Here is a 26,914-nt window from a genome sequence, read left to right on the forward strand (position 1 = left end):
ACACGAATGAAATCAACTCCCTTCCGAGGATCTGGCGTTAGGCCGGATAAACTATGTTAAACAGTATTTTAGTAATACTTTGCCTTATTGCTGTCAGTGCATTTTTCTCGATATCAGAGATTTCGCTGGCCGCCTCCCGCAAGATCAAACTTAAACTGCTTGCCGACGATGGCAACCTCAACGCCCAACGCATCCTGAAAATGCAGGAAAATCCCGGTATGTTCTTTACCGTGGTGCAAATCGGTCTTAACGCGGTCGCCATTCTCGGCGGTATCGTGGGCGACGCGGCCTTTTCTCCGGCCTTTTACAGCCTGTTTTCAAAGTACTTCGCGCCTGAACTGTCCGAGCAGCTGAGCTTTATTCTCTCCTTCTCGCTGGTCACGGGTCTGTTCATTCTGTTCGCAGATTTAACCCCGAAACGCATCGGTATGATTGCGCCAGAAGCTGTGGCTTTGCGCATCATCAACCCGATGCGCTTCTGTCTGTACGTGTTCCGCCCGCTGGTCTGGTTCTTTAACGGCCTGGCGAATACCATTTTCCGTCTGTTCAAACTGCCGATGGTGCGTAAAGACGACATCACTTCCGATGATATTTACGCCGTGTTTGAGGCCGGTGCGCTGGCGGGTGTGCTGCGTAAGCAGGAACATGAACTGATCGAGAACGTGTTTGAACTCGAATCCCGTACCGTGCCGTCCTCCATGACCGGACGTGAAAACGTGATTTGGTTCGACCTGCACGAAGACGAGCAGAGCCTGAAAAACAAAGTGGCCGAGCATCCGCACTCCAAGTTCCTGGTGTGTAACGAAGATATCGACCACATCATCGGTTACGTCGATTCTAAAGACCTGCTGAACCGCGTGCTGGCGAACCAAAGCCTGGCGCTGAACAGCGGCGTGCAGATCCGCAATACGCTGATTGTGCCGGACACCCTAACGCTCTCTGAAGCGCTGGAAAGTTTCAAAACCGCCGGTGAAGACTTCGCGGTGATCATGAATGAATACGCGCTGGTGGTGGGCATCATCACACTGAACGACGTGATGACCACCCTGATGGGCGATCTGGTCGGTCAGGGTCTGGAAGAGCAGATTGTGGCGCGCGATGAGAACTCATGGCTGGTGGACGGCGGCACGCCGATTGAAGACGTGATGCGCGTGCTGGATATCGATGAATTCCCGCAGTCAGGCAACTACGAGACCATTGGCGGCTTCATGATGTTTATGCTGCGTAAAATCCCGAAACGGACCGACTCGGTGAAGTTCTCCGGCTACAAGTTTGAAGTCGTAGATATCGATAACTACCGCATCGACCAGCTGCTGGTGACGCGCATTGATAACAAACCGACAGTGCTGGTGCCAAAACTACCAGACGCGGAAGAAAAAGTGTCAGCGTAAGCGCTGCACAAACATCAACGGCTCCCTTGGGAGCCGTTTTTTTATACTGCTTTAATTACTGCATAGCACGCAGTTAAGCCATCTCAGTTTGCAGACGCATAACCTGTCGGTTGACTTCGGACATCACAGAATAGTGCTGTTTGTCCTTCACTTTCGGGATAAGAATTTTGCCCTTATCAAATTCGAAAGCGCCAACGTCCTTGATGTACAACCGTCCTCGGAACAGGATCTTCACGTACTTCGCCACCTGAAGCGGGTTGTAGCGTTGGAAAATTTTCATTCTTGTATCTCCTGCGAATCATACGCTCTTGCGGCGCCACAATCGGGCCGACTGTCCTGAGCGCAAATTTATTGCTCAATGACTATAGACCAGAAAAACGTTGATACCCAGTATGCATAAGTTTATTTACCGTTTGATTACAATTATTCAGAACATTCTTTGCATAGCGTTTCTGAAAACAGTATAAGCCTTCGTTTTTTTACGGATATGTGCGTTCGCCCGCAAACTGGCATTCGGATTGCGGGAAAAGCCTGACGATCGCACTTATGCTTAAACCGTAAGACCAAGTGGTCGGATCACCTGCAACGATAATGATAAGGAAACACCATGACCCTTCGTAACATCCTGGCCGTAGCCTGCCTGTTACTGCCGATGATGGCCAGCGCACATAACATTGAAAATGGACAGCGTGTGCCACCGATCGGTATTGCCGATCGGGGAGAATTGATTCTCGACAATGATAAGTTTAGCTATAAACCCTGGAATAGCGCGCAGCTCGCGGGCAAAGTGCGAGTGGTGCAACATATTGCCGGTCGTACCTCGGCAAAAGAGAAAAATGCCACTCTTGTTGAAGCGATCAAGTCCGCAAAATTCCCTCATGACCGCTATCAGACCACCACCATTGTGAACACCGACGATGCGATTCCAGGCTCCGGCATGTTTGTGCGCTCAAGCCTTGAGAGCAACAAAAAACTCTATCCGTGGTCGCAGTTTATTGTCGACAGCGACGGCGTGACGCGCAAAGCCTGGGGGCTGGAAGAGGAGAGTTCCGCGATTGTGGTGCTGGATAAAGAGGGGCGCGTGCAATGGGCGAAAGACGGTGCATTGACGCAGGAAGAGGTGCAGCAGGTGGTCGCCCTGCTGCATAAATTACTCGGTCAGTAAATCGAGACCCGAAAGCCCGGATTTAAGAACGACTCACGCGGGGTATAGTCCAGCGGCTTACCCTGCCAGTCGTGAACGTGTGCGCCCGCCGCTGATGCCACCGCATGGCCTGCCGCCGTATCCCAGACGTTGGTCGGCCCAAAGCGCGGATACAGCTGCGCCTGTCCTTCTGCCACCAGACAGAATTTCAGCGACGATCCAATCGACGTCGTCTGGTGTTCACCCAGCTGTTGCAGATATTCCTGCAATTCGGAATCGCTGTGCGAGCGGCTGATCACCACCAGCGGTGGCCGCGCGTCGCGCACCAGAATTTGCTTCCGCGTCCCGCACTCTTCTTTCCAGGCTTTGCCTTCCGCCGCGCTGTACATCACTTTCAGCACCGGGGCATAGACCACGCCCAGCACTGCTTTGCCTTTCTCAATCAGCGCGATGTTGACGGTGAACTCACCGTTACGCTTGATGAACTCTTTGGTGCCGTCCAGCGGATCTACCAGCCAGTAGCGCTGCCAGTGCTGGCGAACATCCCAGCTCTGTGGGTCCTCTTCAGACAGCACCGGAATCTCCGGCGTCAGGGTCTGCAACCCTTTGAGGATCACCTCGTGGGCCGCGAGATCGGCCGCTGTTACCGGGGAGTCGTCTGCTTTACTGACAACATCCATCGGCTTCGCGCCATCGTACACCTGCATAATGGCATCACCCGCATCCCGTGCGAGCTGACAAATTTTATCTAACATTCTCCACCTCTTTGTTAACGCAGTGGGCATAAGTATTTGTTTTAGTTATATCGTATTGTAAACAATTCCGCTATCTGTGAGGCAATTCTGGTTTCACGACACTTTTTTCTGGCAGGATTCACACTTCTGTAAGCAACAAAATATACATACATATTCTTTTGTGGCTTGGATCGTAAAAAGGACTCCTCTGATGATTAAGTTTAGCGCAACGCTTCTGGCGACGCTGATTGCCGCGAGCGTTCAGGCAGCAACGGTCGATCTCCGTATTCTGGAAACGACTGACCTGCACAGCAATATGATGGATTTCGATTACTACAAAGATACCCCAACCGAAAAATTCGGGCTGGTGCGCACCGCCAGTTTGATTAACGCCGCGCGTGGCGAAGTGAAAAATAGCGTGCTGGTCGATAACGGCGACTTAATTCAGGGTAGTCCGCTCGGCGACTACATGGCGGCGAAAGGGCTGAAAAAGGGTGATATCCACCCGGTCTACAAGGCGTTGAATACCCTGGATTACGCCGTCGGCAACCTTGGAAATCATGAATTTAACTACGGCCTGGATTATCTCCACATGGCCCTTTCCGGGGCAAAATTCCCGTACGTTAACGCCAATATCATCGACGTTAAGACGCAAAAGCCGCTGTTTACGCCATATCTGATTAAAGAGACTGAGGTGGTCGATAAGGACGGTAAAAAGCAGACGCTTAAAATCGGCTATATCGGTTTTGTGCCGCCGCAGATCATGACCTGGGACAAAGCGAATCTCTCCGGCAAAGTGACCGTCAACGACATCACCGAAACGGCGCGCAAATACGTGCCGGAAATGCGTGAGAAAGGCGCCGATCTGGTGGTGGTGGTCGCACACTCCGGTCTGTCTGCCGATCCGTATCAGGCGATGGCCGAGAACTCCGTTTACTATCTTAGTGAAGTGCCGGGCGTCGACGCCATTCTGTTTGGCCACGCGCACGCGGTGTTCCCAGGCAAAGATTTCGCCAGCATCAAGGGCGCGGATATCGAGAAAGGCACGCTGAACGGCGTACCGTCGGTGATGCCGGGCATGTGGGGCGATCATCTGGGCGTGGTAGATTTGGTGCTGAACAACGACGGCGGGAAATGGCAGGTCACGCAGTCGAAAGCCGAAGCGCGTCCGATTTACGACGCGGCAGCCAAAAAATCGCTGGCAGCAGAAGATAAAAACATTCTGAACGTACTGAAACACGATCACGACGCGACCCGCGAATTTGTCAGCAAGCCGGTCGGGAAATCCTCCGACAATATGTACAGCTTCCTGGCGTTGGTGCAGGACGATCCGACGGTGCAGATCGTCAACATGGCGCAGAAAGCCTACGTCGAGCGCTTTATTCAGGGCGATCCAGACCTCGCAAAACTGCCGGTCCTGTCTGCTGCGGCCCCGTTCAAAGTGGGTGGGCGCAAGAACGACCCGGCAAGCTATGTCGAAGTGGAAAAAGGCCAGCTCACCTTCCGCAACGCGGCGGATCTTTATCTCTACCCGAACACGCTGGTGGTGGTGAAAGCGACGGGCAAAGAGGTGAAAGAGTGGCTGGAGTGTTCTGCCGGTCAGTTTAACCAAATCGACGTTCACAGCAGTAAACCGCAGTCGCTGATTAACTGGGACGGTTTCCGCACCTATAACTTCGACGTGATCGACGGCGTGGATTATCAGATTGATGTGTCGCAGCCCGCGAAATATGACGGCGAATGCCAGACGGTAAATCCGCAGGCTGAACGCATTAAAAACCTGACTTTTAACGGTAAGCCGATCGATCCGAACGCGGTGTTCCTGGTGGCAACCAATAACTATCGCGCCTACGGCGGTAAATTTGCCGGAACTGGCGATAGCCATATCGCGTTTGCATCACCGGACGAGAACCGCTCGGTGCTGGCGGCGTGGATTGGTGAGCAGTCTAAAAAGGCCGGAGCAGTGCATCCGGCGGCAGACAATAACTGGCGTCTGGCCCCGATTCAGAGCGACACCAAACTGGATATTCGCTTTGAAACGTCACCGTCTGCAAAAGCGGCGGCGTTTATCAAAGACAAAGCGCAGTATCCGATGAAAAACGTCGGAAGTGATGACATTGGGTTCGCGATTTATCAGGTGGATTTGAGTAAGTAGCGTGGTTGTGCCGGGTGGCGGCTACGCCTTACCCGGCCTACAAAACCCGCAAATCGCACCGAAACTGTAGGCCGGGTAAGCGTCAGCGCCACCCGGCAAATCATCACGCCGCACGGTCGTCCCGATGGGCCAACACCTGCGGCGTATTCACCTCAATCCAGTCCGCCAGATCGGCCACCTTCTCGCTCACCTGAACGCCCAGCGGCGTTAAGCTGTACTCCACGTGCGGTGGTACCACCGGATATGAAACGCGATCGACAAAGCCGTCCTGCTCCAGCGCCTGCAACGACTGAGCCAGCATTTTCTCGCTGACGCCACCCATTTTGCGGCGCAGGTCGCTAAAACGATGTGTCCCCTGACGCAGCGCCACCAGAATCAGCACGCCCCAGCGGCTGGTCACGTGCTTGAGCACGTCTCTGGACGGACACTGTTCGGCAAACAGATTGCCGTCGCGCATTTGCTCACTGAGCGTCGGAATTGACGTTTTCATACTCACCTTTCTGACGGTACTTACTAAAAGTTAGCTCCAGTGTGCCACATCACACCCCCGCCCACCAGAGCCGCAGCTTCATGCCCCAGCCGCTGGTGTAACCCGTGGTGATGGATTTCACTTCTCCCTGCGACACAATCAGTACCGTCGGCGTGACCTGCACTTGCCAGCTCCTCGCGAGCAGGCCCTGAGGATCATTGACCGTCGGCATCGCATAACCCTTTTTCGCCAGCCACTGGCTTAGAGCTGGGTCTTCGCCGGATCGCAGCGCAACGGTGATGACGTTTTTCCCCTCCTCCGCCATTTCTGCCACCGAGGGAGTGGTGTACCGGCACACGCCGCACCAGGTTGCCCAGACGTAAACCAGCAGCGGTCGTTCGTGGCTCTTCTGCGCCAGATCAACCGATTCGCCGTCCAGCGTCTGCAACGGCGTGCTGATAAATGTCGCCGGGAGCGCCGGTTTGCGAAACTGATCCACAACCAGCACAGTGGCTGCCGCAATCAGCAGCCAGACGATACCTTCGCGCAGCCAGCGCATGTATTTACTGCGCATTAGGATTCGCCAGCTCTTGCTTTACCAGCGCCTCAAGTTCGTCGTAAGGAATGGCGCCCGCCACCATTGTTTTGCCAACAAGCGTTGCCGGAGTACCTTGCACACCCAACACCTGCGAGAGAATCAAATTCATCTGCAGCGTTTCGCCGCTTTTCTCGTCCGCTTTGATGGCCGCAGTACCCGTTTTCTGCTGAGCAGCCAGGATAGAGGCATCGTCATGATAGCCCTTCTTCGACATCAGCCGATGGTGCAAATCCCAGAACTGCTGAGGCTGCTGTCGCCACGCGGTCATCGCGATACGCGCTGAATGGGCAGAGCTTTCACTGCGAAACGGCAGGAGTTTCACCACCAGTTTGACGTCCGGATACTTTTGCACGATTTTTTCCAGCTCCGGGTCGAATTGTTTGCAGTACGGGCAGTTGTAATCAGTAAATGACACCAGCGTCAGGCGCGGTTTTTCTGCCCCCATCGCCGGGGTATTTGGATCGTTCCACAGTAAATTTTCCAGATCGGGTTCAGCGGCGAAGCTCAGGGCTGAAAAGCACATCAGCATAATGAAAGTCATAATACGCATCGTTATTTTCCTTTGGCGTCGTTCAGGGTCTGAAGGAGAGAGTCTCTTTCCAGCAATGGCGGCAATACGCGGCCTTGATCAAGCCCTGGGCCATAAATTTGATTGAAGGGGACGGCGGCGCTCTGGCGAGCGTGGAGGAACTGGCTAATCGTCGTGGACGGACGGCTCCAGTCGCCGCGCAGTGCTATCACGTCCGGCGCACTCAGGGCGTCTTGCACCTCATCGCGGAGCAGCACGTTGTATTTGTTCGCTTTACAGGTCACGCACCAGTCGGCGGTGACATCCACAAATACCCGCTTATTCTGAGCAAGGGCAGCGGTGATGGCCTCTTCGCTGAGCGGTTGCCAGGCAACGCGATCCTCCACCAGCGCAGCGCTGCCGGGACGTAAGAGCGAAAAGAGAATGGCAAGCGCTACTGTCGCAGCCACTGCCCAGGATAAAGCTGTCCGCCAGCCCCAGCGCCATAACGTCGCAAGCAATAGCCCAATGATGATGAAGGCGGTCAACGTCAGCGTTGGGATTGGCCCGATATGCACCGCGAGCAGGCTACTCAGCCACAGCGCCGAAGCGAGCATCATCAGCCCCAGAATCACCCGCACTACGTTCATCCAGCGCCCTGGACGCGGCATGTGCAATGCCAGTCCCGGCCAGGCGGCGATCAACAGCCACGGCAAACTCATGCCAACCCCCATCATCAGGAAGATTCCCCACAGCAGCGGCAAGGGCGCGACCAGTGCGACAGAAACCGCCGTGCCAAGAAACGGCGCGGTACAGGGTGTCGCCAGCAGCGTTGCAAAAGCGCCCTGACAAAAATGCCCGAGCAGTCCATTGCCACCCCGCGTGGCGAGAAACGTCGACAGCCCCGAGGAGAGCCGGATTTCAAACAGACCCAGCAGACTGGCGCTGAATATCACCATCACCAGCGCCATCGCGGCGATAAACCACGGGTTCTGGAACTGAATGCCCCAGCCGAGTGCCTGATTGCCGAGGCGCAGTACGGTCATCATCAGGGCCAGGGCGAGGAAGGAGGTTACGATCCCGGCGGCCGAGGCCATAAATTGCTGGCGAACGCTACGGCGGTTGACCGAAGAGGTCTGTACGATGCTGCCCAGTTTCATCGCCAGCACCGGGAGCACGCACGGCATGACGTTGAGGATCAGCCCTCCGACCAGTGCCATCAGTATGATCCAGCCAAGCGAGAGCGGCGCGTCGCTGGATTGAGTTTCCCCCACTATCACCCGGCTTTCCTGCGCCTGCCCCTTATCTGCCAGCACCAGCGACAGGGTTTTGCCCCGCAGATCCGGAGCCGCTTCTCCCCAGCCGTCGCTGACAGGCACGCTGGCGGTCAGGGTTTGGCCGTCAACCTGGTAAACCGGTTTGCCAAAATCTGTGTCTGCCAAAGTGTCGATAAACAGCTCGGGGTTTTGCCAGCCCGCCTCGCGGGTGGCGGTGACAGTTAGCTTTTCTGCGCCGAAACCGGCTGTGATCTGGGAAGTCAGCCCTTCAGAAAGCGGCAGTGTGCCCAGCGCGCGGCTGAAGTCGTAGTTGAACTGCGGATCGGCGGGCGCACTGAGATCCAGCGCAAAGGGATAGTCCGTCAGGATGCAGACGTTGCTGCAGGTGGAGAGCGTCAGCACACCCGCCAGTTTACCCGGCAGTTGACCGCGTAGGGTTATCGGGAACGACACCTTGCCGTCATAACCCTGCGTGGTGATGCCTGCTACTTCGAAACGCTGCGGCACGGGCCAGCGCCAGTCCATCTCCAGCGGGGTTTGCCATTTGATGGCGGGCGCAATACCGCCTTCTCCCGGCGATCGCCAGTAGGTTTTCCAGCCTTTCTCCAGCGTAACGTCCAGCAGCAGGCGCGTATCACCCTTTTCCTGAGCGTCTGCCCGCAGGCGCGTATCACCCTTTTCCTGAGCGTCTGCCCGCAGGCGAACGCTGGCGTGATTGTTATCCGCAGCGCGGAGCCAGCCGCTGTCGGCGGCCTGACTGACGGGCAGCCATAGCCAAAACAGGCAGAGCACAAGCTGCCTTAAAAATGCATGCATTTATTTTCTCCATAAATAATTGATTAACCTAAATTCCCAGGCAATCAATCATTCACGGAAGACGCAGAGTCGCAGATGCACCCGCAATCGGGGCGGAGAGATAACGCGAGGCGGCCAACGGCGCACCGGACGAGGCGGCACAACGGCCAGCACAGCCAGTATCAGCGTGATGGCAAATAGCGCGCCTTCAAACATGATCGGCGGTGTCGCCAGCAGAGATTTGGCGCTCAGCTCGCAGGGTGTGACCGGAGCGTCGGCTTCACCGCTTTGCTGTACCGTTTGCTGAGCAACAGGCGAGACGTTCATCAGCAGCGCGTGCAGCCCCGCCATGCGCTGCGTGGTGCAAACAAGCACTACCAGACATGCCAGAGCGACAAGAAGAAAAGCTTTCCGCTGACGGGGGATCATAAACGCCTCGATAAAGTTCAGGAGGTTATCTTAGCGGCAAAAATCGCGGCGTGCTGTAAAGAAACGTCGAGAGACAAGCAGCAGAAAAATCCTCGTCCAATAATCTGCACTTTAACAATCTGTACAATACCTTATTGAGTCAGCAGCCAACTTTACACTACTTAACTCCGCGTAGTCTAAGATGCGCCTCTGTTATCCAGTCACTCAACGATGATGACAAATGGAAAAGAAACTACTGGCAGGTCAGATTGAACGCATCTCATGGAATTCTATTGTCCTGAAACGGGGTGACACGAAAGACACTATTGCGATCCCTGCACGGGTTCTGTCTCAACTGGAAACAGGACAGCACCTGCACCTGCTTTTCAGGAAAAATTGCCTGGTGCGGATATTTAACCGCTCCACGCAAACGGTCTTTGAAACTGATTTCTTTGCGCATCATCCCGGTTTACGTAAATACCAGACGTTAATTTTCCTGGTTGCCGCCATGATTTGCGCCCTTCCGGTTATCGGTGCCGCGATCGGCATGATTTTAATCGCGGTACTCATCGGCACATCCCTCAAACGTAATGAAGAAATTGCCATTAAAGTCGCGCTCGTCAGCGCCGTGACGGCGGTGTCGTATGTCGCTGTGGCCAGTCTGCTACTGTTGAACGGTCATTTCTGGTGGGGGTTTATCGCCTGCGCCCTGCTGGTGTTTATAGCTTTTAAATCGGCAGCCACGATTTCGGCACAAGAAGCCCGGTTGTTGAGTCAGGAAGTGAGCCGGAATGAATGATTTAATACTTACCTTTTTGTACGTACTTACTAAAAGTAAGCTTAGGTGTTAGTGTTTTACAACACCAGACAAACACGAAGGAGTTCCCTGATGATCGCAATTACCGGCGCTACCGGCCAGCTTGGCCAACACGTTATCGAAAATCTGCTGAAAACCGTTCCTGCCAGCCAGATCGTGGCAATTGTGCGCAATCCGGCGAAAGCCGACGCCCTAAGCCAGCAAGGTATTGTTGTGCGTCAGGCCGATTACACCGATCGGGCGGCGTTCACCGCTGCCTTAAGCGGCGTGGATAAACTGCTGCTGATCTCCTCCAGCGAAGTCGGCCAACGTGCCACTCAACATCAAAACGTCATTGACGCGGCCAAAGCGGCAGGCGTGAAATTCATTGCTTACACCAGCCTGCTGCATGCGGATAAATCCCCGCTTGGCCTGCACGTTGAACACGTTCAGACTGAAAAAGCGCTGGCCGATTCTGGCATTCCTTACGCCCTGCTGCGTAACGGCTGGTACACGGAAAACTATCTCGCCAGTGCACCACCTGCAATTGAGCACGGCGTGTTTATTGGCGCGGCGGGTGAAGGCAAAATCGCCTCGGCCACGCGCGAAGATTACGCGGCGGCAGCGGCTATCGTTGTCGCCGGAGAAGGTCATGCGGGCAAAGTGTACGAACTGGCGGGCGACAACGCCTGGACGCTGAGCGAGCTGGCCGCCGAGCTGAGCAAACAGAGCGGAAAACCGGTGACGTACCAGAATCTGAGCGAAGCCGATTTCGCCGCCGCACTGAAAGGCGTGGGCTTACCGGCCGGGCTGGCAGACATGCTGGCTGACTCCGATACGGGCGCGTCCAAAGGCGGTTTGTTCGACGACAGCCATACCTTAAGCAAACTGATTGGTCGCCCAACCACGCCGCTGGCTGAAAGCGTAAAAGGCATTCTGTAACGGTTACGCGGTGGTTAATTTTTGTGGCATCCCCGTGGGTCATCTCTGATAATGAAAAGATGACCCACCCGGAGGCTCACCGTGCAAGGCGTACCCGAACAGTTCATCGATGAGAGAGACAGCGCGCGCTTTCGCCATCTGGCGCAAGTGCCGGGCGTCGAACTGTATCACGCGCATATCTCACGCTACGCCTTTGAACCACATACCCACGAAGCCTTCGGGATCGGCGCAATCGAAGCCGGTGCCGAGCGCTTTCGCTATCGCGGCACCCAGTACGTCGCTCCCGTCCATTCTGTTGTCACCATGAATCCTGACGAGCTGCACACCGGCGAAGCCGCAACCGACGACGGCTGGCGCTACCGGATGGTGTATCTCGATCCCGACCTGCTCGAAGACGTCACTGGCATTCGCCACTGGTGGTTTAGCGATGTAACGCGCCACGACCCGCTGCGCTCGCAGCAGATCTGTCAGCTGATTTATGGTCTGTGGCATACGGACGATCCGCTGGCGCAGAAGGGGTTGCTGCTGGATTTGATCGACACTTTTCAACCGCTGGCGCGCCATGCACCGGTGATTCAGGAAGGGGCACATCGCTTCGAGCGGGCGCGCGAGTATCTGCACGACAACTATATGCATCCAGTGACGCTGGACGAACTGGCGCGTGTGGTGTCGCTCAGTCCTTACCATTTCCAGCGCCAGTTTAAAGCTCACTTTCACGTCACGCCGCATCAGATGCTGATGGCGATCCGCCTGTGGCGTGCCAAAGCCTTTCTGACCCTCGGTATGCCCGCCGCCGAAGTGGCCGCCGCCACCGGCCTGACCGATCAGTCGCATCTCACCCGCGCCTTTACTCATCGCTACGGCATTACGCCCGTTCGCTATCAAAAGCAGGTCGTCCGGCGCTAATGCGCAACCTCATACAATATTCCCTCCCATTGCTTTTCTACACTGCACGCAGGTTTCTTTGATGTGGATGGCAAAATGATTATCGGCGTGTTGTATGCTCTGCTGGCGGGTTTGATGTGGGGACTGATTTTTGTCGGCCCGTTAATGGTTCCAGAATACCCGGCGGTGTTGCAGTCGATGGGGCGCTATCTGGCGCTGGGGCTGATCGCCCTGCCGCTGGCGTGGCTGGGCCGCGCACGCCTTCGCCAACTCACTCACCATGACTGGAAAACCGCACTGGCGCTGACCATGATGGGCAATATTATCTATTACGTGTGTTTGGCAAGTGCCATTCAGCGCACCGGTGCGCCAGTCTCGACGATGATTATCGGGACGTTGCCAGTGGTCATTCCGGTATTTGCTAACCTGCTGTATAGCCAGCGCGACGGCAAACTGGCGTGGTCAAAAATGGTCCCTGCGCTGGTGTGTATCGCCATCGGCCTGGCGTTGGTGAACATTGCTGAATTACACCACGCGGGCGTTGGCGAGTTTGACGGATGGCGCTACGGGTCGGGAATTTTGCTGGCGTCGGTTTCCGTCGTCTGCTGGGCGTGGTATGCCCTGCGCAACGCCCGCTGGCTGCGGGAGAATCCGGATAAGCATCCGATGATGTGGGCGACCGCCCAGGCGCTGGTGACGCTGCCGGTTTCGCTGCTGGGGTATGCGGCATCTTGCTGGTGGCTGGATCTGCAACAGCCCGAATTTGCCCTGCCGTTCGGCCCGCGTCCGTGGGTGTTTGTCGGCCTGATGGTGGCAATTGCGGTGCTGTGCTCGTGGGTGGGAGCGCTGTGCTGGAATATCGCCAGCCAAAAATTGCCAACGGTGATTCTGGGGCCACTGATTGTCTTCGAAACTCTGGCCGGATTGCTTTATACCTTCCTGATGCGCCAGAGCGTGCCGCCGCTGTTAACAGGGTGTGGAATCGCGCTGCTGGTGGTGGGGGTGGTGATTGCTGTCAGAGCGAAACCGGAAAAACCGACGGTGGTTCCGGTAGCCTAAATGTAAAAAAAAGCCCGGTGGCGCTGCGCTTACCGGGCCTACAAAACCACAATGATGAATTTGCACCATCCGGCGCGGTTTATGTAGGCCGGATAAGCGCAAGCGCCATCCGGCATCTGTCAGAAGGTTTCCCAGTGAGCTTCGTTGACCGTCGCCGCTGGCTTAGCCTTCGCTGCGTACGTTTTTACCGGAGCCGCTTTTACCGCTTGGCCGCGGGTGATTTTAAACGCTGCGACCGCTTCGTTCAGGCGCGCGGCCTGATCTTCCAGCGCGGCTGCCGCTGCGGCGGATTCTTCTACCAGCGAGGCGTTTTGCTGCGTCACACGATCCATCTCCGCCACCGCCTGGCCGACCTGGTCGATACCGCGGCTCTGCTCATCGGACGCCGAGGCGATTTCGCCCATGATGTCGGTCACGCGCGTTACGGCGTTAACGATTTCGGCCATCGTTTCCCCGGCCTGATTGACCAGCGCCGAACCGGCGTTGACGCGATCGCCCGAATCATCAATCAGCCCTTTGATCTCTTTCGCCGCCTGGGCGCTGCGCTGCGCCAGCGTGCGAACTTCGCCAGCCACCACGGCAAAGCCACGGCCTTGCTCGCCTGCGCGCGCGGCTTCTACCGCTGCGTTCAGCGCCAGAATATTGGTCTGGAACGCAATGCCGTCAATCACATTGGTTATCTGGGCAATTTTGCTGGAGCTGGTGGCGATTTCATCCATTGTGCGCACCACGCCTTCCACCACGCTGCCGCCTTTTTTGGCGGTAGTCGAAGCGTCCAGCGCCAGACGGGACGCCTGACGGGCGTTGTCGGCGTTTTGCTTCACGGTCGCGGTCAGCTGTTCCATGCTTGCGGCGGTCTCTTCCAGCGATGCGGCCTGCTGCTCGGTACGGGAGGAGAGATCGTTGCTGCCGGCAGAAATTTCGCCCGCGCCGGTATAAATAGTGTCAGCCCCTTCACGCACCACACCAACGGTGTTTGCCAATGCGGTTTGCATCTCCTGCACGTTACGCGCCAGAACCGCCATTTCGTTCTTGCCCTGGGCATCGATCGGCTGCGTCAGGTCGCCCGCCGCAATCGCGCGGATATGGCTGATCACGTCATGCAGCGGCAGCAACAGCACGCGGCGCATCGCAATCCAACTGGTGATAATCACCGCCAAAACCACCAGCATAATGGCGGAGAGGATCCAGAGGATGCGGTTGTAGTCGCTTTCATTGTCCTGAATGCCTCTGCTGGTCAGTTTCGCCTGCGCCTCGCGCCACTCGCGATACACCTTTTGCATCCCAGTCTGCTTCTGCTCGGCATTTTGCTTGAACATATCTTCCAGATTACCCTGCGCCAGCAAGGTGTTCATTTGCGTCAGTGTGGATGAATAAACGCGATATTGTTCTTCCAGCTCTTTGGACAGGTTCTCGTCCATCCCCGGTGTTTCTGGCAAAGCGTAGTATTTATCGTAATGACCTTGCGCTTCGGCCAGCAGATTTTTGGCCGTGGCGACCAACTCGTTCAGCTGTCCGCCGTTAATCTGGCTTGCGACGCTGCTCTGCAAACGGAGCATGCCACGGTTGAGCGTGACACGTGCCTGGTTGAGGCTGATCCAGGCGTCAGTAAATTCAGCCACGTTCTGGCTGGAAAGCTGGGAGACGGTAAAGTTATCTTTGTCGTTATTCAGAGCATTGATGAACACCCCGGCGGAGATCAGCTGGACTGCGCCCAGCCCGAGCAACACCGAGATCAATAGGGTAATGACTTTTATACGTTTAAACATGCGATGCCTTTAGTTATATGCAGGATAGTGTTTGACGTGTATCTATCGGCAGACGCGCGGGGTTGTTTAACGTAGGGACGGGCATAAGCGTGTCATTTTCGGAATTTATTAAAGCCATTCAGCAGCTTAAAACTTCAAAATAATTGTGACGCACCTCTCGTTTTTACCGTTGCCACTAAAGGGTTATAGCTTCGCCTTAAAGATGCATTTAAAATGCATCTTATATTCTTCATGATGAGGTAACTGCTATGGCCTTTCGCGACCAACCTTTAGGCGAGCTGGCGCTCTCCATTCCACGCGCATCTGCGCTGTTTCGTAAATACGATATGGATTACTGCTGTGGCGGGAAGCAAACGCTGGCGCGTGCGGCTCTGCGTAAAGAGTTGGATGTTGACGCGATTGAAGCCGAACTGGCGCAACTGGCCGAGCAACCGATAGAGAAAGACTGGCGCAGCGTGGCGCTGGCAGAAATCATTGACCACATCATCGTGCGTTATCACGATCGCCACCGTGAACAGCTGCCGGAATTAATTCTTCAGGCGACGAAAGTCGAGCGCGTACATGCGGATAAGGCCTCCGTACCGCGCGGCCTGGCGAAATACCTGACCATGCTGCATCAAGAGCTTTCAAGCCACATGATGAAAGAGGAGCAGATCCTGTTCCCGATGATCAAACAAGGCATGGGCAGCCAGGCGATGGGGCCGATCAGCGTCATGGAAAGTGAGCACGACGACGCGGGCGAGCTGCTGGAAGTGATCAAACACACCACCAATAACGTCACGCCACCGGCGGATGCTTGCACCACCTGGAAAGCGATGTACAACGGGATCAACGTATTGATCGACGATTTGATGGAACACATCAGTCTGGAAAACAACGTCCTGTTCCCGCGCGCCCTATCCGGGGAATAAAAAAAGCCCGGTGGCGGCTTCGCCTTACCGGGCCTACATTTCGTGCATTTTTTGTCTTCGTAGGCCGGATAAGCGCTAGCGCCATCCGGCAACAGACTTAACGCACGCCTGCCATACGTTTCTTACCGATAAACAGCCAGCCTAACCCCAGCGCGATGAACCACAGCGGCGTGACGATCAGCGCCTGACGGGTGTCATCTTCCAGCGTCAGCAGAACCAGTACAAACACGAAGAACGCCATGCAAACCCAGCACATCAGCTTGCCAAGCGGCATTTTGTAGATTGATTTTTCATGCAACTGCGGACGCTGTTTGCGGTACACCAGGTACGAGCACAGAATAATCGTCCAGACAAACATGAACAGAATCGCGGACACCGTGGTAATCATGGTGAATGCGCCAATCACGCTCGGGTTGACGTACAGCATCACCACACCGCCCAGCAGGCAGATGCAGGAGAAGGTCAGCCCTTTCGCCGGAACCGCGCGTTTGGACAGCTTGGCGAACGCACTCGGCGCGACGCCTTCCTGCGCTAGACCGAACAGCATACGGCTGGTGGAGAACACACCGCTGTTCGCCGAAGAGGCCGCCGAGGTCAGTACCACGAAGTTAATCAGGCTGGCCGCAGCTGGCAGACCCACCAGAACAAACAGCTCAACAAACGGGCTCTTGGTTGGGACAACGGAGCCCCACGGCGTCACGGACATAATCACGATCAGCGCGAAGACGTAGAACATGATGATACGAATCGGAATCGAGTTGATCGCACGTGGCAGGGATTTCTCCGGATCTTTGGTTTCCGCAGCGGTGGTGCCCACCAGTTCAATACCCACGAAGGCGAACACCGCAATCTGGAAGCCCGCGAAGAAGCCGCTCAGCCCTTTCGGGAACCAACCGCCGTCATTCCACAGGTGCGTAAAGGATGCCTGCACACCGGTCGGCGACTGGAAGTGCGTCAGGATCATCACCAGACCGACCACAATCAGCCCAACGATAGCGACGATTTTGATCATCGCGAACCAGAACTCCATCTCACCGAACATTTTGACGGTGGCGAGGTTAAGGCTCAGCAGCAGAACGATTACCGCCAGCGATGCCACCCAGTCGGAAAGGCCGGGGAACCAGAATTGTGCGTAGGCCGTTATGGCGACGACGTCCGCCATGCCGGTGACCACCCAGCAGAACCAGTAGGTCCAGCCGGTAAAGTATCCCGCCCACGGGCCGAGCAGGTCGGAGGCGAAGTCGCTAAAGGATTTGTATTCGAGATTCGAGAGCAGCAATTCACCCATTGCACGCATCACGAAGAACAGCATAAAACCGATGATCATATACACGAAGATGATCGACGGTCCGGCAAGACTGATGGTTTTACCTGACCCCATGAACAGCCCTGTGCCGATGGCACCGCCGATGGCGATAAGCTGAATGTGACGGTTTGTGAGATTGCGCCGTAGCGACTGTTCAGACGATGCCTCTTCGTCGGCAACGACTTTTACCTGATCTACCATGTGATTTTTTCCTGTTTGTGCCTGTCTGTGTTGTTAGGCTCTTCTGGCCTTTAAATACGTCAAAAAAAGACGGTCCCGTAAAAGGACTCATCGATAGTAGGTAAGAATCGGCGGGATGAATACTATGAAATAGATATTATGTTAATAATATGTTTAAAGTGAGTGTCATATCACTCATACAACGCGAAACAGCTCACAAAAATACACGCAACTCGGCTGTTTGCAAGATTAAATATTGATATCGGCGTAACTATAGGTTTTCTCACTATTTCCTCCCCCGCAGCGGGAGAGGAAATACGTGTGCCGATTACAGGATTTCCAGCAGCTCGACTTCAAATACCAGGGTGCTGAATGGCGGGATAGACGCGCCAGCGCCACGCTCGCCGTAGGCCAGGTTCTGTGGGATAGTCAGTTCCCATTTGGAACCAACTGGCATCAGCGTCAGCGCTTCGATCCAGCCAGGGATCACGCCGTTGACCGGGAATTCAGCCGGTTCGCCGCGCGCAACGGAGCTGTCGAACACAGTACCGTCGATCAGTTTGCCGGTGTAATGCACGCGTACATGGTTGGTGCGCGCAGGAATCGCGCCTTCGCCCTGAGTGATCACGCGGAATTGCAGGCCAGATTCGGTGCTGTTAACACCTTCTTTCTCGCGGTTTTCTTCCAGGTATTTCACGCCTTCAGCGGCCATTTCTTCGAAACGCTCACGACGAACGGCATCCGCACGCTCGTGAACTTCGCGCAGTGCGCGATGTACAACGTCTACCGGTACAGCCGGGTGTTTGCCTTCCAGCGCATCAGCGATGCCCGCCACCAGTGCTTCAGGTAACAGTCCTTCCAGGCCGGATTCGCTCAGCTGCTGTCCTACCTGCAAACCGATACCGTAGCTTGCCTGCGCTTCGATAGTGTCAAAAGTCGGGGTGGTCATGGGTTTTCCTTCCATCACATTTAAAGTAGCGGGCAGCATATCAGCCACGCCCTTATGGGTAAAACTTTGTCTGAAGTAAAGATGACAAACAGCGGCGAAACAGAAACAATAGGGGCGACCAGGTGTTTTCCTAAACATGAGTCACACGAGTCGGGTTTACTACGCCATTCAGGCAGTTAGCAGACTATACTTCTCAGGACAGGATTATAATGATGCGGAGCAGGAGGAGAGCCATGCCCGGGCGATTTGAACTGAAACCTACCCTGGCGAAAATCTGGCACGCGCCGGACAATTTTCGCATCATGGACCCGCTGCCGCCGCTGCACCGCCGAGGCATTATTATTGCGGCGCTGGTGGTAGTGATCGGATTCCTGCTTCCTTCAGGCGATGACAGCAGTGATGTGCAGCCCGTGAGCCGCAACGCTCAGCTGGATATTCAGTCGCAGTCACGGCCACAGCCCGATCAACAACCGATGCAAACGCAGCTGGTCACACCGTCTAACGATCCAGGCCTGGTAGCACCGGTCTCGCCGGAGCCCGTTCAGGAAGAGCAACCGCAGGAACAGGCAGCCGCGCCCGTTCGGTCGCAGGCGCAACAGCCGCCAGGTATTGATCAGCAGTGGCGCGCGTATCGCGTCGAGCCGGGCAAAACGATGGCGCAGCTGTTCCGCGACCATAATCTGCCACCGACCGATGTCTATGCGATGGCGCAGGTCGAAGGCGAAGGAAAACCTCTGAGTAACTTACAGAACGGGCAGATGGTGCAGATTCGCCAGAACGCCAGCGGCGTGGTGACGGGCCTGACGATTGATACCGGCAACGGCCAGCAGGTGCTGTTTATGCGTGAACAAAACGGCAGCTTTATGCGAGTGAAATAACCGAGATGCCCGGTCGTGCCGGCCGGGCGTTCATATCAGACCGCTTTTTTCGCCTTATTCACCCACCAAATCCCCGAGCAAACCAGCACCAGCGCGATCGCGTATTTGATATCCAGAATGTTTTCCCCAAGGAAAATGGCCGACAGCACCGTCCCCGCGACGGGGATGACAAAGTTGAACGGAGCAATCATGCTCACGCGGTTTACTTTCAGCAGCATACTCCACAGGGCAAAGGCCACGGACGACAGCAGGGTCAGATAGCCGAGCACGGCCACCGCCGCCATACTGTGTACTTCCAGCGTTCCGCCCGTCGCATAGCCACCGGCCACCAGAACAGCACCGCCAATCCCCAGCTGCCAGCCGGTCATCACCGTTGGATCGACGGTTTGCGAAATACGTTTACCGTACAGCGTGGCAGCAGAAAGGATAAACGCAGCCAGTACCACAAAACCATCACCCTTCCAGACAAAGCTAAAATCCATCAATCCACTGTTGAAGTTCACCAGCATCACGCCTGCAAAACCGAGAACACAGCCGATGGTTTTGTTATAGCTAAGCTTGTCGTTCTGATAGATAAAGTGCGCCAGCAGCACGCTGAAGAAAGTCCCGGTCGCGTTCATTATCGAGCCTTTGACGCCGGTCGTATACGCGAGGCCGATATAGAAAAACGTGTACTGGATGGTGGTTTGTGTCAGACCCAACAACGTCAGCTGTCCAAACTGCCGTGGCGTGAGCCGGGCAATGGGTTTGCGCTGGGCCAGCGCAAACATCAGCAACAGCATACCGGCGAAGAGAAAACGGTAACCGGCAAAGACCACTTTCGAGGGAATATCGTCGGTAGCAATCTGGAATAGTTCATAGCCACTTTTGATCGCCGGATAAGAGCTACCCCATAGCAAACAACACAGTGTAGCGCTTGCGTAGGCGATATTCTTTCGGGCGAAAACGGGGACTGAAGGAGAGGCTTCCATAGCAAATCTCAAAGATAAAATTGCGTTTCAATTATTATCAGGGAATGCGAGAGGAATAGCTACCATACAAGACGCAGGGTGTGATTTTGGCGGGGCTTAAAAAAACAAAACGCCGGCACAAGGCCGGCGCTTAAACGCTAACAGAGTAAAAAATTACTCAGCTACAACGTTAACAACCAGTTTAGCGAACACTTCGCTGTGAACCTGGAAGTCCACTTCGTGCTCACCAGTGGTACGCAGAACGCCGTTCGGCATACGAACTTCGCTCTTAGCCACTTCAACGCCAGCTGCAGTTACAGCGTCAGCGATGTCGCGAGTACCGATAGAACCGAACAGTTTACCTTCGTCGCCTGATTTAGACGCGATGGTAACGGTGCCCAGTGCATTGATTGCTTCAGCACGAGCATTAGCAGCCGCCAGAACGTCAGCCAGTTTGGCTTCCAGTTCAGCACGACGGGTTTCGAAAAACTCAACGTTTTTCTTAGTAGCAGGAACAGCTTTGCCCTGTGGAACCAGGAAGTTACGAGCGTAGCCCGCTTTAACGTTAACCTGATCACCCAGGCTGCCCAGGTTTGCTACTTTATCAAGCAGAATAACTTGCATTACCTTATCCTCTTAAAGTCGTATTAATGGACCGTGCCCGATTACTGATGACGATCAGTGTACGGCAGCAGAGACAGGTAGCGAGCGCGTTTGATAGCGCGAGCCAGCTGACGCTGATATTTTGCACGAGTACCGGTGATACGGCTTGGGACAATCTTACCGCTTTCGGTGATGTAGTTTTTCAGCGTTGCGATATCTTTATAGTCGATCTCTTGAACGCCTTCCGCTGTGAAACGGCAGAACTTGCGACGACGGAAATAACGTGCCATATGGCTAGTCTCCAGAATCTATCAAATCAATCTGCTCGGCATGCAGAACCATTTTGCTCAGGCCGTTCTTTGCCTTGTGGCAAGAAATGAACCCCTGAACGATTACTGCGCTACCGACCGTTATACTGTGAGTAATGGCCTGGTTTTCGTGTCCGCTAATAATAACGGGCATTTGGCACCACGCCTGCCGGTGAAACCCGGCTTCCTCCTGCACAGAACGATGCTCAAGCACGAACTGGCAATGAGGAATTCCTGATGGGCTGACCTTACGAAGGGGGGTCCTGCACACGGTACCGGACAACACCAGACGGTTGGTCATCAGAAATTACTCTTCAGAATCCCCAGCATCAGAATCATCTGCGGTTTCGTTTGCGAAATCATCGCGACGCTCACGGCGCTCGTCTTTCGCTTTAACCATCGGAGATGCTTCGGTAACTGCGTTCTTAGTACGCATTACCATGCTGCGGATAACGGCGTCGTTGAAGCGGAAGTTAGTTTCCAGCTCATCGATCGCTTCCTGCGGAGCTTCAACGTTCAGCAGAACGTAGTGAGCTTTGTGCAGTTTGTTGATCGGATAAGCCAGCTGACGGCGGCCCCAGTCTTCCAGACGGTGGATCGTACCTTCTGCTGCAGTGATTGCACCAGTGTAACGTTCGATCATACCCGGAACCTGTTCGCTCTGGTCAGGATGGACCATAAAAACGATTTCGTAATGACGCATCGAATTGCTCCTTACGGATTATTCAGCCTCCTGTCTGGGTCAGCCGCGGCCCATGGAGGCAAGGAACGTGTTAAAGGGCGGCCGAAAAATTGACGCGTCATTCTAATTGCGAACCCTAAAAAACTCAAGCTGATTGCACAAATAATTCGCACAAAGCGTGAAGCCGGTCTAAGTAGATGATTTAAAATTAGTCACATCGGGTAGCGCTACTTTTTTGAACAACAGCATCAGAAATGGTCGCCATTCCCCACAATATTAACGATTACACTTTAATCAGACCCCATCCGAACAGCACAGGAGAGGTACAAACCGTCACACAGCACGCAGTCGTGGAGCGCATATCATGAAAAACATCGTAATTGCCATTCTGGCTGCGCTTTTGCTTAGTGCAAACGCGATGGCAGCCATCAAGATCGACGGTCGACAGGCCAGAAATATGGATGATGTGCAGAGCTTGGGCGTAATTTACATCAATCATAACTTCGCCACCGAAAGTGAAGCAGATCAGGCGCTGAATGAAGAGACCGATGCACAGGGCGCAAAGTACTACCACGTCATTTTGACCCGCGAGCCCGGTAGCAACGGCAATATGCACGCCAGCGCAGATATCTATCGATAAGACTTTGACGCTAGCACCAGGAAAGCCAACAACGAAAATATAGCCATAGTTTGACTTGCCCCCTGCCCGGGGGCTTTTTTTATTTCTGCCCGTAGTAGGCATTTAGACCATGTTTGCGCAGATAGTGCTTGTTCATCAGATAGCTGTCGATGGGCTGAAGCTGTGGATTGATACCGCGCGCAATCCACGCCATTTTCGCCACCTCTTCCATCACTACCGCATTGTGCACCGCATCGTGCGCATTTTTGCCCCACGAGAATGGACCGTGCTGCCAGACGACAATTCCCGGCGTATGTAGCGGTTCGCGCTCACCTACCGTCTCGATGATGACTTTCCCGGTATTTAGCTCATATTCGCCCTGCACTTCTTCTTCGGTTAACGCGCGGGTACAGGGGATGTCACCAAAGAAATAGTCAGCGTGCGTGGTGCCAAGCGCCGGGATGGCCAGCCCCGCCTGCGCCCAAGCCGTTGCATGGGTCGAATGGGTATGCACCACGCCGCCGAGGGAAGGATAACGGCGATAAAGCGCCAGATGGGTGGCAGTATCCGAAGAGGGGTTCCATTTCCCGTCGATAACGTTGCCGTCCAAATCTACCACCACCATATCCTCTGGCTGCATGACGTCATATGCCACACCGCTGGGTTTGATCGCCACCCACCCGCGTTCACGATCGATCGCGCTCACATTACCCCAGGTAAACGTCACCAGACCGTAGCGCGGGAGATCCATATTGGCGTCAAACACTTGCTGTTTAAGCTGTTGCATGAGACGCCTCCAGCAATCCGGCCCGCGCCATCCGCTCGCGTACCCAGTCGCGGGCTTTCGCCACTTCGGCGAGCGGGTCGTCTGACGTTTCACTCCACATCTCAATTAGGTACGGCCCACAATAGCCACTCTGTTTAAGCGTCCGGAAGCATTGTTCGAAATCCACAACCCCGGTGCCGAACGGGACATTTTTGAATACGCCAGGAAGTGTGTCTTTGACGTGAACCGCCACGATATGCCCGCGACCTGCCTGCAACTCCATTTGTACGTCGTTATCCCACGCCGACAGATTGCCGATATCAGGATAAAGCTGGAACCACGGATTATTGAGGTAGTGTGCATAGCCAAGCGCTTTGCTTATCGAGTTCATCAGCGGGTAATCCATGATCTCCATCGCCAGCGTCACCTGCGCACGGCTGGCCATGTCGACGCTCTCTTTCAGTCCCTCACGAAAACGACGGCGAGTTTCATCATTCGCTTTCTGATAATAGACGTCATAGCCTGCCAGCTGGATCACACGAATTCCAACATCCTGCGCAAACGTGATGGCTTTGCGCATGATCTCCAGCCCCTGGTCGCGAATCAGATCGTCTTCACTACCGAGTGGAAAACGACGATGGGCACTCAGGCACATTGACGGCACCCGCACGCCGGTTTCCGCCACCGCGTTGACTAGCTTCAGACGCTCTTCACGACTCCAGTCGAGACGAGAAAGGCGTAGATCTGTTTCATCCACGGACATTTCAACAAAATCGAATCCCAGTTTTTGCGCAAGCTGTAAGCGCTCAAGCCAGCACTCACCGGCGGGAAGGGCTTTTTCATAGATACCGAGCGGAGCTTGTGTAGACAACATACCCGCTCCTTATCCCCACAGCTGGGCGATGGAGCGTTTGAACTGACGCGCGGCTTCAACCGGAGACGCGGCATCGCGAATGCTGCGACCGGCAATAAAGACGTGGATTGGAATCCCTTTAAACAGCGGTAAGTCTTCCAGCGCCAGACCGCCCGTCACCGTCACTTTAAAGCCCATATCCGAAAGACGTTTGATGGCGCTGATGTCCGCGTCGCCCCAGGCAACACCGGCGGCCTGCGCGTCGCGGCTGCGGTGATAAACCACCTGCTGAATACCCGCGTCGTGCCACTCTTTCGCCTGTTCCCAGGTCCAGTAGCCGGTCAGTTCAATCTGCACATCGCCGTTGAACTCTTTTGCCACTTCCAGCGCGCCTTTGGTGGTGTTGATATCCGCGCAGCAGATCACCGTCACCCAGTCGGCGTTGGCTTCAAAACACATACGGGAGAGAATTTTCCCCGCATCGGCAATTTTGGCATCGGCCAGCACAATTTTGTGCGGATACAGTGCTTTCAGGTCACGCACCGCGCGCACCCCCTCCCCGACGCAAAGAATAGTGCCGACTTCGATGATGTCGACTTCTTCTGCAATCAGACGCGTTGTTTCGTACGCGTGAGCCATCGTTTGGTTATCCAGAGCCACCTGCAACATTGGTAATGACATTTTCAATTCCCTCTTAAACTGTCGCCGCATTGGCGCTATCGATTAATTCCAGAACGTCCTGCTCGGTACGACAGGCGCGTAGGCGGTCGAAATTGGCTTCATCATCAAACAGATTCACGATCTGCATGATGCCCACTTCCTGATGGGTGGTGGCATCAACTGCCGCCATCGTTATCAGAATATCGACCGGGTCGTTGTCTTCGTGGTTAAACACCAGCGGTGTTTTCAACGTCACCAGCGCGAAGCCAGTTTTTTTGACGCCCTCTTCCGGGCGACCGTGCGGCATGGCAAGGCCCGGCGCAATGACGAAGTACGGGCCGTGCTGCGCCACGCCGTCGAGAATCGCCTGGTAGTAGCGCGGCTCAACCACATCGGCCTTAACCAGCAAATCAACGCCCAGTTTGACAGCCTCCTGCCAGGTGCTGGCCTCGGCCTGCAGCTGGATGGAACGGTTTTCCGCCAGCGAATCACGTAATTTCATGTCGCGTCCTTATTTGATGTCGCCGGGGAAGTGCTCTTTGATGACGTCCATCAGCTTTGGACCGAAATCGGCGGCAGAGAGCATATTGCGCACGCCCACCACATATTTATTGCCCGTCACCGTGATTTCGCCTGCGATATGCGTTGAGGCAATAATGATATCCGCCCCGCTTAGCTCGCTTTTGTACTCGCCTACGGCGCAGCTGTTCACCGTGTGGCTCACACCTTCCCCGGTGAGAAACTGGTCCACTTTCATTTTCATGATCATGGAGCTGCCCTGTCCGTTACCACACACTGCCAGAATACGTACGGTCATAATCAAAACTCCTTGTTAGGCAGAGTGCTCTGCCAGCTGTTTCTCTGCGTCTTCTTCAGCGCGCAGTGTGCGCCCAGCGAAGACCATATAAACCAGTGCAATCAAGATAATGACGGCCATAAAGGCCAGGCCGACAGAGGCGAAGCCCTGCATCATCGGTGGTGCCAGAATCGACCAGTCAGCCATGCCCATCCACGCGCTCATACCGGTGAGTTTGACCGCCCACACGCAGCCAAAGATTTCTATCATCCCCATCACCAGGCAAATTTTGACAGCCGCGCGCCAGCCGCCGAAGTGGTTAGCAAAGACACCAATAGTGGCGTTAGAGAAGAACATTGGGATGAAGCCAGGGATGATCAGAATGGAAGAGCCACAGCCGACCAGAATGCCAACCGCAATCAGCTGGCCGATAGTGCCCCACATAAAGCCCCACACCACCGCATTCGGCGCAAAGCTGTAGATAGCCGCACAGTCAATGGCCAGAACGGCACCGGGAATCAGTCGCTGGGAGATACCGTTGAATGCTTCGGAAAGCTCAGCGACAAACATGCGCACGCCCTGAGTGATGATGAAAATCGCCACCGCGAACTGGAAGCCTGTCTGCAGAATGTAGATAGTCCAGTGGGTTTTCCCGGCCATCGCCTGCACCACGTCAATGCCAAAAGAGAGCAGAATCGCGCCGAAGAAAATGGTCATGACAATCGCCGTGGAGACGATGTTATCGTGGAAAATGTTCAGCCAACCGGGGAGTTTGAGGTCTTCCACGCTCTCCTCTTTCTTTCCGAGGTATGGCGCGACTTTATAGGCGATCCACGAGGCAAATTGCTGCTGATGTCCGATGGAAAAACCGCAGCCGTCGGTCACTTCCTGCGTCGGCTTGTACATCATGTTGGAGGTGATGCCCCAGTAGAGCGACACCAACACCGCCGTGCAGATAATGGTGGTCCACATCGGGTAGCCAAAGATAAAGAAAAAGACGGCAATCAGCCCGGCCTGCTGGAACATGATATGTCCCGTCAGCATGATGGTACGAATGCCCGTGATCCGGCGCAGCAGCACGTAAGTGATATTCAACGCCAGCGCGAGCAGCACCGCATACCCAACCCAGCTGTAAGCATCACCCATGCGTTCTATGGTCGCCATCATCGACGCGTAGGTATCCGAAATCGCACCGTTAATGCCGTAAACTTCTGACATTTTGGCGACAACGGGCTTAAACGTGCTGGTCAAAATACCCGATCCCGCCTGCAACAGCATAAAACCGATAATCGTTTTGATGGTGCCTTTGACGATCACACTCGCGCTTTTACGCAACAGGATATAGCCGAGACAGGTCACAATACCCAGCAACAGCGGCGCGTTGGTCATTACCTGATTGAAGAAGACGGTAAAGACGCTGTAGAGGATTTCCATAACACACTCCAGAAAGTGAGGGCACAAAGGACAAACTGCGTAAGAGAAGTGCCCTCACTCTAGTAATCACAAATAATCACCACAAGATT

General features: G+C 54.9%; 31 protein-coding genes. 10 read left to right on the plus strand and 21 right to left on the minus strand.

Features of this window, described 5'->3' with window-relative positions:
- Window positions 1-53: 53 nt before the first annotated feature.
- Window positions 54-1,391 (plus strand): polyamine export protein PaeA, encoded by a 1,338-nt coding sequence (locus JBO43_RS08345; protein WP_095280521.1) that lies wholly within the window; start codon window positions 54-56, stop codon window positions 1,389-1,391.
- A gap of 73 nt (window positions 1,392-1,464) precedes the next feature.
- Here the strand turns inward: JBO43_RS08345 and JBO43_RS08350 are convergent, their stop codons facing one another.
- A complete protein-coding gene (locus JBO43_RS08350; protein ID WP_012015808.1) occupies window positions 1,465-1,671 on the minus strand; it encodes a stringent response modulator YtfK in 207 nt (68 codons plus the stop codon).
- 327 nt (window positions 1,672-1,998) lie between these two features.
- Between JBO43_RS08350 and JBO43_RS08355 the strand changes: the two genes are divergently transcribed.
- The gene (locus JBO43_RS08355; RefSeq protein WP_095280520.1) at window positions 1,999-2,556 is read left to right on the plus strand and encodes a YtfJ family protein; all 558 of its coding nucleotides are present in this window, start codon (window positions 1,999-2,001) and stop codon (window positions 2,554-2,556) included.
- On the opposite strand, the gene cysQ is transcribed toward JBO43_RS08355, so the two are convergent.
- The gene (gene cysQ, locus JBO43_RS08360; RefSeq protein WP_202674105.1) at window positions 2,550-3,290 is read right to left on the minus strand and encodes a 3'(2'),5'-bisphosphate nucleotidase CysQ; all 741 of its coding nucleotides are present in this window, start codon (window positions 3,288-3,290) and stop codon (window positions 2,550-2,552) included. The genes JBO43_RS08355 and cysQ overlap by 7 nt on opposite strands.
- 190 nt (window positions 3,291-3,480) lie before the next feature.
- Between cysQ and JBO43_RS08365 the strand changes: the two genes are divergently transcribed.
- The gene (locus JBO43_RS08365) at window positions 3,481-5,424 is read left to right on the plus strand and encodes a bifunctional 2',3'-cyclic-nucleotide 2'-phosphodiesterase/3'-nucleotidase (RefSeq protein WP_095280518.1); all 1,944 of its coding nucleotides are present in this window, start codon (window positions 3,481-3,483) and stop codon (window positions 5,422-5,424) included.
- A gap of 103 nt (window positions 5,425-5,527) precedes the next feature.
- Here JBO43_RS08365 and JBO43_RS08370 read toward each other — a convergent pair whose 3' ends face one another.
- From JBO43_RS08370 to JBO43_RS08390, 5 genes are read right to left on the minus strand one after another with little or no spacing between them, the layout of a single operon-like run.
- Entirely contained in the window at window positions 5,528-5,914 is a 387-nt protein-coding gene (locus JBO43_RS08370; protein WP_095280517.1) for a winged helix-turn-helix transcriptional regulator, read from the minus strand.
- A gap of 49 nt (window positions 5,915-5,963) precedes the next feature.
- On the minus strand, window positions 5,964-6,467 hold the full coding sequence (locus JBO43_RS08375) for a protein disulfide oxidoreductase (RefSeq protein ID WP_202674106.1): 504 nt from the start codon (window positions 6,465-6,467) through the stop codon (window positions 5,964-5,966).
- The gene (locus tag JBO43_RS08380; RefSeq protein WP_202674107.1) at window positions 6,457-7,041 is read right to left on the minus strand and encodes a DsbA family protein; all 585 of its coding nucleotides are present in this window, start codon (window positions 7,039-7,041) and stop codon (window positions 6,457-6,459) included. The genes JBO43_RS08375 and JBO43_RS08380 overlap by 11 nt, the downstream gene beginning before the upstream one ends.
- 2 nt (window positions 7,042-7,043) lie before the next feature.
- On the minus strand, window positions 7,044-9,092 hold the full coding sequence (locus JBO43_RS08385; RefSeq protein ID WP_202674108.1) for a protein-disulfide reductase DsbD family protein: 2,049 nt from the start codon (window positions 9,090-9,092) through the stop codon (window positions 7,044-7,046).
- Between the two features lie 48 nt (window positions 9,093-9,140).
- Window positions 9,141-9,500, minus strand: a complete 360-nt coding sequence (locus JBO43_RS08390; protein ID WP_095280513.1) for a copper resistance protein — start codon at window positions 9,498-9,500, stop codon at window positions 9,141-9,143.
- A gap of 220 nt (window positions 9,501-9,720) precedes the next feature.
- Between JBO43_RS08390 and JBO43_RS08395 the strand changes: the two genes are divergently transcribed.
- From JBO43_RS08395 to JBO43_RS08410, 4 genes are all read left to right on the plus strand, one after another.
- Window positions 9,721-10,278, plus strand: a complete 558-nt coding sequence (locus tag JBO43_RS08395; RefSeq protein WP_202674109.1) for a hypothetical protein — start codon at window positions 9,721-9,723, stop codon at window positions 10,276-10,278.
- 90 nt (window positions 10,279-10,368) lie between these two features.
- Window positions 10,369-11,217 carry an SDR family oxidoreductase gene (locus JBO43_RS08400; protein WP_202674110.1) on the plus strand — a complete coding sequence of 283 codons (849 nt, stop codon included), beginning with the start codon at window positions 10,369-10,371 and terminating at the stop codon, window positions 11,215-11,217.
- 81 nt (window positions 11,218-11,298) lie between these two features.
- The gene (locus tag JBO43_RS08405) at window positions 11,299-12,123 is read left to right on the plus strand and encodes an AraC family transcriptional regulator (RefSeq protein ID WP_202674111.1); all 825 of its coding nucleotides are present in this window, start codon (window positions 11,299-11,301) and stop codon (window positions 12,121-12,123) included.
- Window positions 12,124-12,198: 75 nt separating this feature from the next.
- Window positions 12,199-13,161 carry a DMT family transporter gene (locus JBO43_RS08410; RefSeq protein WP_202674112.1) on the plus strand — a complete coding sequence of 321 codons (963 nt, stop codon included), beginning with the start codon at window positions 12,199-12,201 and terminating at the stop codon, window positions 13,159-13,161.
- Window positions 13,162-13,280: 119 nt separating this feature from the next.
- On the opposite strand, the gene JBO43_RS08415 is transcribed toward JBO43_RS08410, so the two are convergent.
- Entirely contained in the window at window positions 13,281-14,930 is a 1,650-nt protein-coding gene (locus tag JBO43_RS08415; RefSeq protein ID WP_202674113.1) for a methyl-accepting chemotaxis protein, read from the minus strand.
- Window positions 14,931-15,178: 248 nt separating this feature from the next.
- Here JBO43_RS08415 and ytfE point away from each other — a divergent pair, with 248 nt between their 5' ends.
- Complete coding sequence (gene ytfE, locus JBO43_RS08420; protein WP_095280507.1) at window positions 15,179-15,841, plus strand: iron-sulfur cluster repair protein YtfE; 663 nt, start codon at window positions 15,179-15,181, stop codon at window positions 15,839-15,841.
- A 97-nt stretch (window positions 15,842-15,938) separates the two neighbouring features.
- Here ytfE and cycA read toward each other — a convergent pair whose 3' ends face one another.
- Window positions 15,939-17,348, minus strand: a complete 1,410-nt coding sequence (gene cycA / locus JBO43_RS08425; protein WP_095280506.1) for a D-serine/D-alanine/glycine transporter — start codon at window positions 17,346-17,348, stop codon at window positions 15,939-15,941.
- A 307-nt stretch (window positions 17,349-17,655) separates the two neighbouring features.
- Window positions 17,656-18,276, minus strand: a complete 621-nt coding sequence (fklB, locus tag JBO43_RS08430) for a BamJ family beta-barrel-assembly machinery protein (protein WP_174348693.1) — start codon at window positions 18,274-18,276, stop codon at window positions 17,656-17,658.
- 233 nt (window positions 18,277-18,509) lie between these two features.
- On the opposite strand from fklB, the gene JBO43_RS08435 reads away from it, so the two are divergent.
- Window positions 18,510-19,154, plus strand: a complete 645-nt coding sequence (locus JBO43_RS08435; protein WP_095280504.1) for an OapA family protein — start codon at window positions 18,510-18,512, stop codon at window positions 19,152-19,154.
- Between the two features lie 35 nt (window positions 19,155-19,189).
- Here JBO43_RS08435 and JBO43_RS08440 read toward each other — a convergent pair whose 3' ends face one another.
- The 5 genes from JBO43_RS08440 to rpsF form a co-directional block, all read right to left on the minus strand.
- Window positions 19,190-20,125 (minus strand): DMT family transporter, encoded by a 936-nt coding sequence (locus JBO43_RS08440; RefSeq protein ID WP_103949833.1) that lies wholly within the window; start codon window positions 20,123-20,125, stop codon window positions 19,190-19,192.
- Window positions 20,126-20,278: 153 nt separating this feature from the next.
- Window positions 20,279-20,728 (minus strand): 50S ribosomal protein L9, encoded by a 450-nt coding sequence (gene rplI / locus JBO43_RS08445; protein ID WP_095280502.1) that lies wholly within the window; start codon window positions 20,726-20,728, stop codon window positions 20,279-20,281.
- A 41-nt stretch (window positions 20,729-20,769) separates the two neighbouring features.
- A complete protein-coding gene (rpsR, locus tag JBO43_RS08450; protein WP_000135199.1) occupies window positions 20,770-20,997 on the minus strand; it encodes a 30S ribosomal protein S18 in 228 nt (75 codons plus the stop codon).
- 4 nt (window positions 20,998-21,001) lie between these two features.
- Window positions 21,002-21,316 (minus strand): primosomal replication protein N, encoded by a 315-nt coding sequence (gene priB, locus JBO43_RS08455; protein WP_014068638.1) that lies wholly within the window; start codon window positions 21,314-21,316, stop codon window positions 21,002-21,004.
- A gap of 6 nt (window positions 21,317-21,322) precedes the next feature.
- Window positions 21,323-21,718, minus strand: a complete 396-nt coding sequence (rpsF, locus tag JBO43_RS08460; RefSeq protein ID WP_011915632.1) for a 30S ribosomal protein S6 — start codon at window positions 21,716-21,718, stop codon at window positions 21,323-21,325.
- A 343-nt stretch (window positions 21,719-22,061) separates the two neighbouring features.
- Between rpsF and yjfY the strand changes: the two genes are divergently transcribed.
- Window positions 22,062-22,337 (plus strand): DUF1471 family protein YjfY, encoded by a 276-nt coding sequence (gene yjfY / locus JBO43_RS08465; RefSeq protein ID WP_095280501.1) that lies wholly within the window; start codon window positions 22,062-22,064, stop codon window positions 22,335-22,337.
- Window positions 22,338-22,416: 79 nt separating this feature from the next.
- On the opposite strand, the gene JBO43_RS08470 is transcribed toward yjfY, so the two are convergent.
- From JBO43_RS08470 to ulaA, 6 genes are read right to left on the minus strand one after another with little or no spacing between them, the layout of a single operon-like run.
- Entirely contained in the window at window positions 22,417-23,103 is a 687-nt protein-coding gene (locus tag JBO43_RS08470) for an L-ribulose-5-phosphate 4-epimerase (protein WP_202674114.1), read from the minus strand.
- The gene (locus JBO43_RS08475) at window positions 23,090-23,956 is read right to left on the minus strand and encodes an L-ribulose-5-phosphate 3-epimerase (protein ID WP_095280499.1); all 867 of its coding nucleotides are present in this window, start codon (window positions 23,954-23,956) and stop codon (window positions 23,090-23,092) included. The genes JBO43_RS08470 and JBO43_RS08475 overlap by 14 nt, the downstream gene beginning before the upstream one ends.
- Before the next feature lie 9 nt (window positions 23,957-23,965).
- Window positions 23,966-24,616, minus strand: coding sequence for a 3-keto-L-gulonate-6-phosphate decarboxylase UlaD (gene ulaD / locus JBO43_RS08480; RefSeq protein ID WP_095280498.1), 651 nt, complete (start codon window positions 24,614-24,616; stop codon window positions 23,966-23,968).
- A gap of 13 nt (window positions 24,617-24,629) precedes the next feature.
- Window positions 24,630-25,097 carry a PTS ascorbate transporter subunit IIA gene (gene ulaC / locus JBO43_RS08485; protein ID WP_095280497.1) on the minus strand — a complete coding sequence of 156 codons (468 nt, stop codon included), beginning with the start codon at window positions 25,095-25,097 and terminating at the stop codon, window positions 24,630-24,632.
- A gap of 9 nt (window positions 25,098-25,106) precedes the next feature.
- Window positions 25,107-25,412: a PTS ascorbate transporter subunit IIB gene (gene ulaB, locus JBO43_RS08490; RefSeq protein WP_095280496.1), complete on the minus strand. Its 306-nt coding sequence runs from the start codon at window positions 25,410-25,412 to the stop codon at window positions 25,107-25,109.
- Window positions 25,413-25,427: 15 nt separating this feature from the next.
- Window positions 25,428-26,825: a PTS ascorbate transporter subunit IIC gene (gene ulaA, locus JBO43_RS08495; protein WP_103947878.1), complete on the minus strand. Its 1,398-nt coding sequence runs from the start codon at window positions 26,823-26,825 to the stop codon at window positions 25,428-25,430.
- Window positions 26,826-26,914: the final 89 nt, after the last annotated feature.

The sequence above is a fragment of the Lelliottia jeotgali genome, assembly GCF_016771845.1.
GTDB classification, from domain to species: domain Bacteria; phylum Pseudomonadota; class Gammaproteobacteria; order Enterobacterales; family Enterobacteriaceae; genus Enterobacter; species Enterobacter jeotgali.

Coding starts and splice junctions, on each gene's coding strand:
- cysQ (WP_202674105.1), bottom strand. CDS start 3,290: ATGTTAGATAAAATTTGTCAGCTCGCACGGGATGCGGGTGATGCCATT.
- JBO43_RS08475 (WP_095280499.1), bottom strand. CDS start 23,956: ATGTTGTCTACACAAGCTCCGCTCGGTATCTATGAAAAAGCCCTTCCC.
- ulaC (WP_095280497.1), bottom strand. CDS start 25,097: ATGAAATTACGTGATTCGCTGGCGGAAAACCGTTCCATCCAGCTGCAG.
- rpsF (WP_011915632.1), bottom strand. CDS start 21,718: ATGCGTCATTACGAAATCGTTTTTATGGTCCATCCTGACCAGAGCGAA.
- rpsR (WP_000135199.1), bottom strand. CDS start 20,997: ATGGCACGTTATTTCCGTCGTCGCAAGTTCTGCCGTTTCACAGCGGAA.
- JBO43_RS08345 (WP_095280521.1), top strand. CDS start 54: ATGTTAAACAGTATTTTAGTAATACTTTGCCTTATTGCTGTCAGTGCA.
- JBO43_RS08395 (WP_202674109.1), top strand. CDS start 9,721: ATGGAAAAGAAACTACTGGCAGGTCAGATTGAACGCATCTCATGGAAT.
- JBO43_RS08440 (WP_103949833.1), bottom strand. CDS start 20,125: ATGGAAGCCTCTCCTTCAGTCCCCGTTTTCGCCCGAAAGAATATCGCC.
- JBO43_RS08385 (WP_202674108.1), bottom strand. CDS start 9,092: ATGCATGCATTTTTAAGGCAGCTTGTGCTCTGCCTGTTTTGGCTATGG.
- JBO43_RS08435 (WP_095280504.1), top strand. CDS start 18,510: ATGCCCGGGCGATTTGAACTGAAACCTACCCTGGCGAAAATCTGGCAC.
- JBO43_RS08365 (WP_095280518.1), top strand. CDS start 3,481: ATGATTAAGTTTAGCGCAACGCTTCTGGCGACGCTGATTGCCGCGAGC.
- ytfE (WP_095280507.1), top strand. CDS start 15,179: ATGGCCTTTCGCGACCAACCTTTAGGCGAGCTGGCGCTCTCCATTCCA.
- ulaA (WP_103947878.1), bottom strand. CDS start 26,825: ATGGAAATCCTCTACAGCGTCTTTACCGTCTTCTTCAATCAGGTAATG.
- JBO43_RS08410 (WP_202674112.1), top strand. CDS start 12,199: ATGATTATCGGCGTGTTGTATGCTCTGCTGGCGGGTTTGATGTGGGGA.
- ulaB (WP_095280496.1), bottom strand. CDS start 25,412: ATGACCGTACGTATTCTGGCAGTGTGTGGTAACGGACAGGGCAGCTCC.
- yjfY (WP_095280501.1), top strand. CDS start 22,062: ATGAAAAACATCGTAATTGCCATTCTGGCTGCGCTTTTGCTTAGTGCA.
- priB (WP_014068638.1), bottom strand. CDS start 21,316: ATGACCAACCGTCTGGTGTTGTCCGGTACCGTGTGCAGGACCCCCCTT.
- JBO43_RS08380 (WP_202674107.1), bottom strand. CDS start 7,041: ATGCGTATTATGACTTTCATTATGCTGATGTGCTTTTCAGCCCTGAGC.
- JBO43_RS08400 (WP_202674110.1), top strand. CDS start 10,369: ATGATCGCAATTACCGGCGCTACCGGCCAGCTTGGCCAACACGTTATC.
- JBO43_RS08390 (WP_095280513.1), bottom strand. CDS start 9,500: ATGATCCCCCGTCAGCGGAAAGCTTTTCTTCTTGTCGCTCTGGCATGT.
- JBO43_RS08355 (WP_095280520.1), top strand. CDS start 1,999: ATGACCCTTCGTAACATCCTGGCCGTAGCCTGCCTGTTACTGCCGATG.
- JBO43_RS08375 (WP_202674106.1), bottom strand. CDS start 6,467: ATGCGCAGTAAATACATGCGCTGGCTGCGCGAAGGTATCGTCTGGCTG.
- ulaD (WP_095280498.1), bottom strand. CDS start 24,616: ATGTCATTACCAATGTTGCAGGTGGCTCTGGATAACCAAACGATGGCT.
- JBO43_RS08415 (WP_202674113.1), bottom strand. CDS start 14,930: ATGTTTAAACGTATAAAAGTCATTACCCTATTGATCTCGGTGTTGCTC.
- cycA (WP_095280506.1), bottom strand. CDS start 17,348: ATGGTAGATCAGGTAAAAGTCGTTGCCGACGAAGAGGCATCGTCTGAA.
- JBO43_RS08370 (WP_095280517.1), bottom strand. CDS start 5,914: ATGAAAACGTCAATTCCGACGCTCAGTGAGCAAATGCGCGACGGCAAT.
- fklB (WP_174348693.1), bottom strand. CDS start 18,276: ATGACCACCCCGACTTTTGACACTATCGAAGCGCAGGCAAGCTACGGT.
- rplI (WP_095280502.1), bottom strand. CDS start 20,728: ATGCAAGTTATTCTGCTTGATAAAGTAGCAAACCTGGGCAGCCTGGGT.
- JBO43_RS08470 (WP_202674114.1), bottom strand. CDS start 23,103: ATGCAACAGCTTAAACAGCAAGTGTTTGACGCCAATATGGATCTCCCG.
- JBO43_RS08350 (WP_012015808.1), bottom strand. CDS start 1,671: ATGAAAATTTTCCAACGCTACAACCCGCTTCAGGTGGCGAAGTACGTG.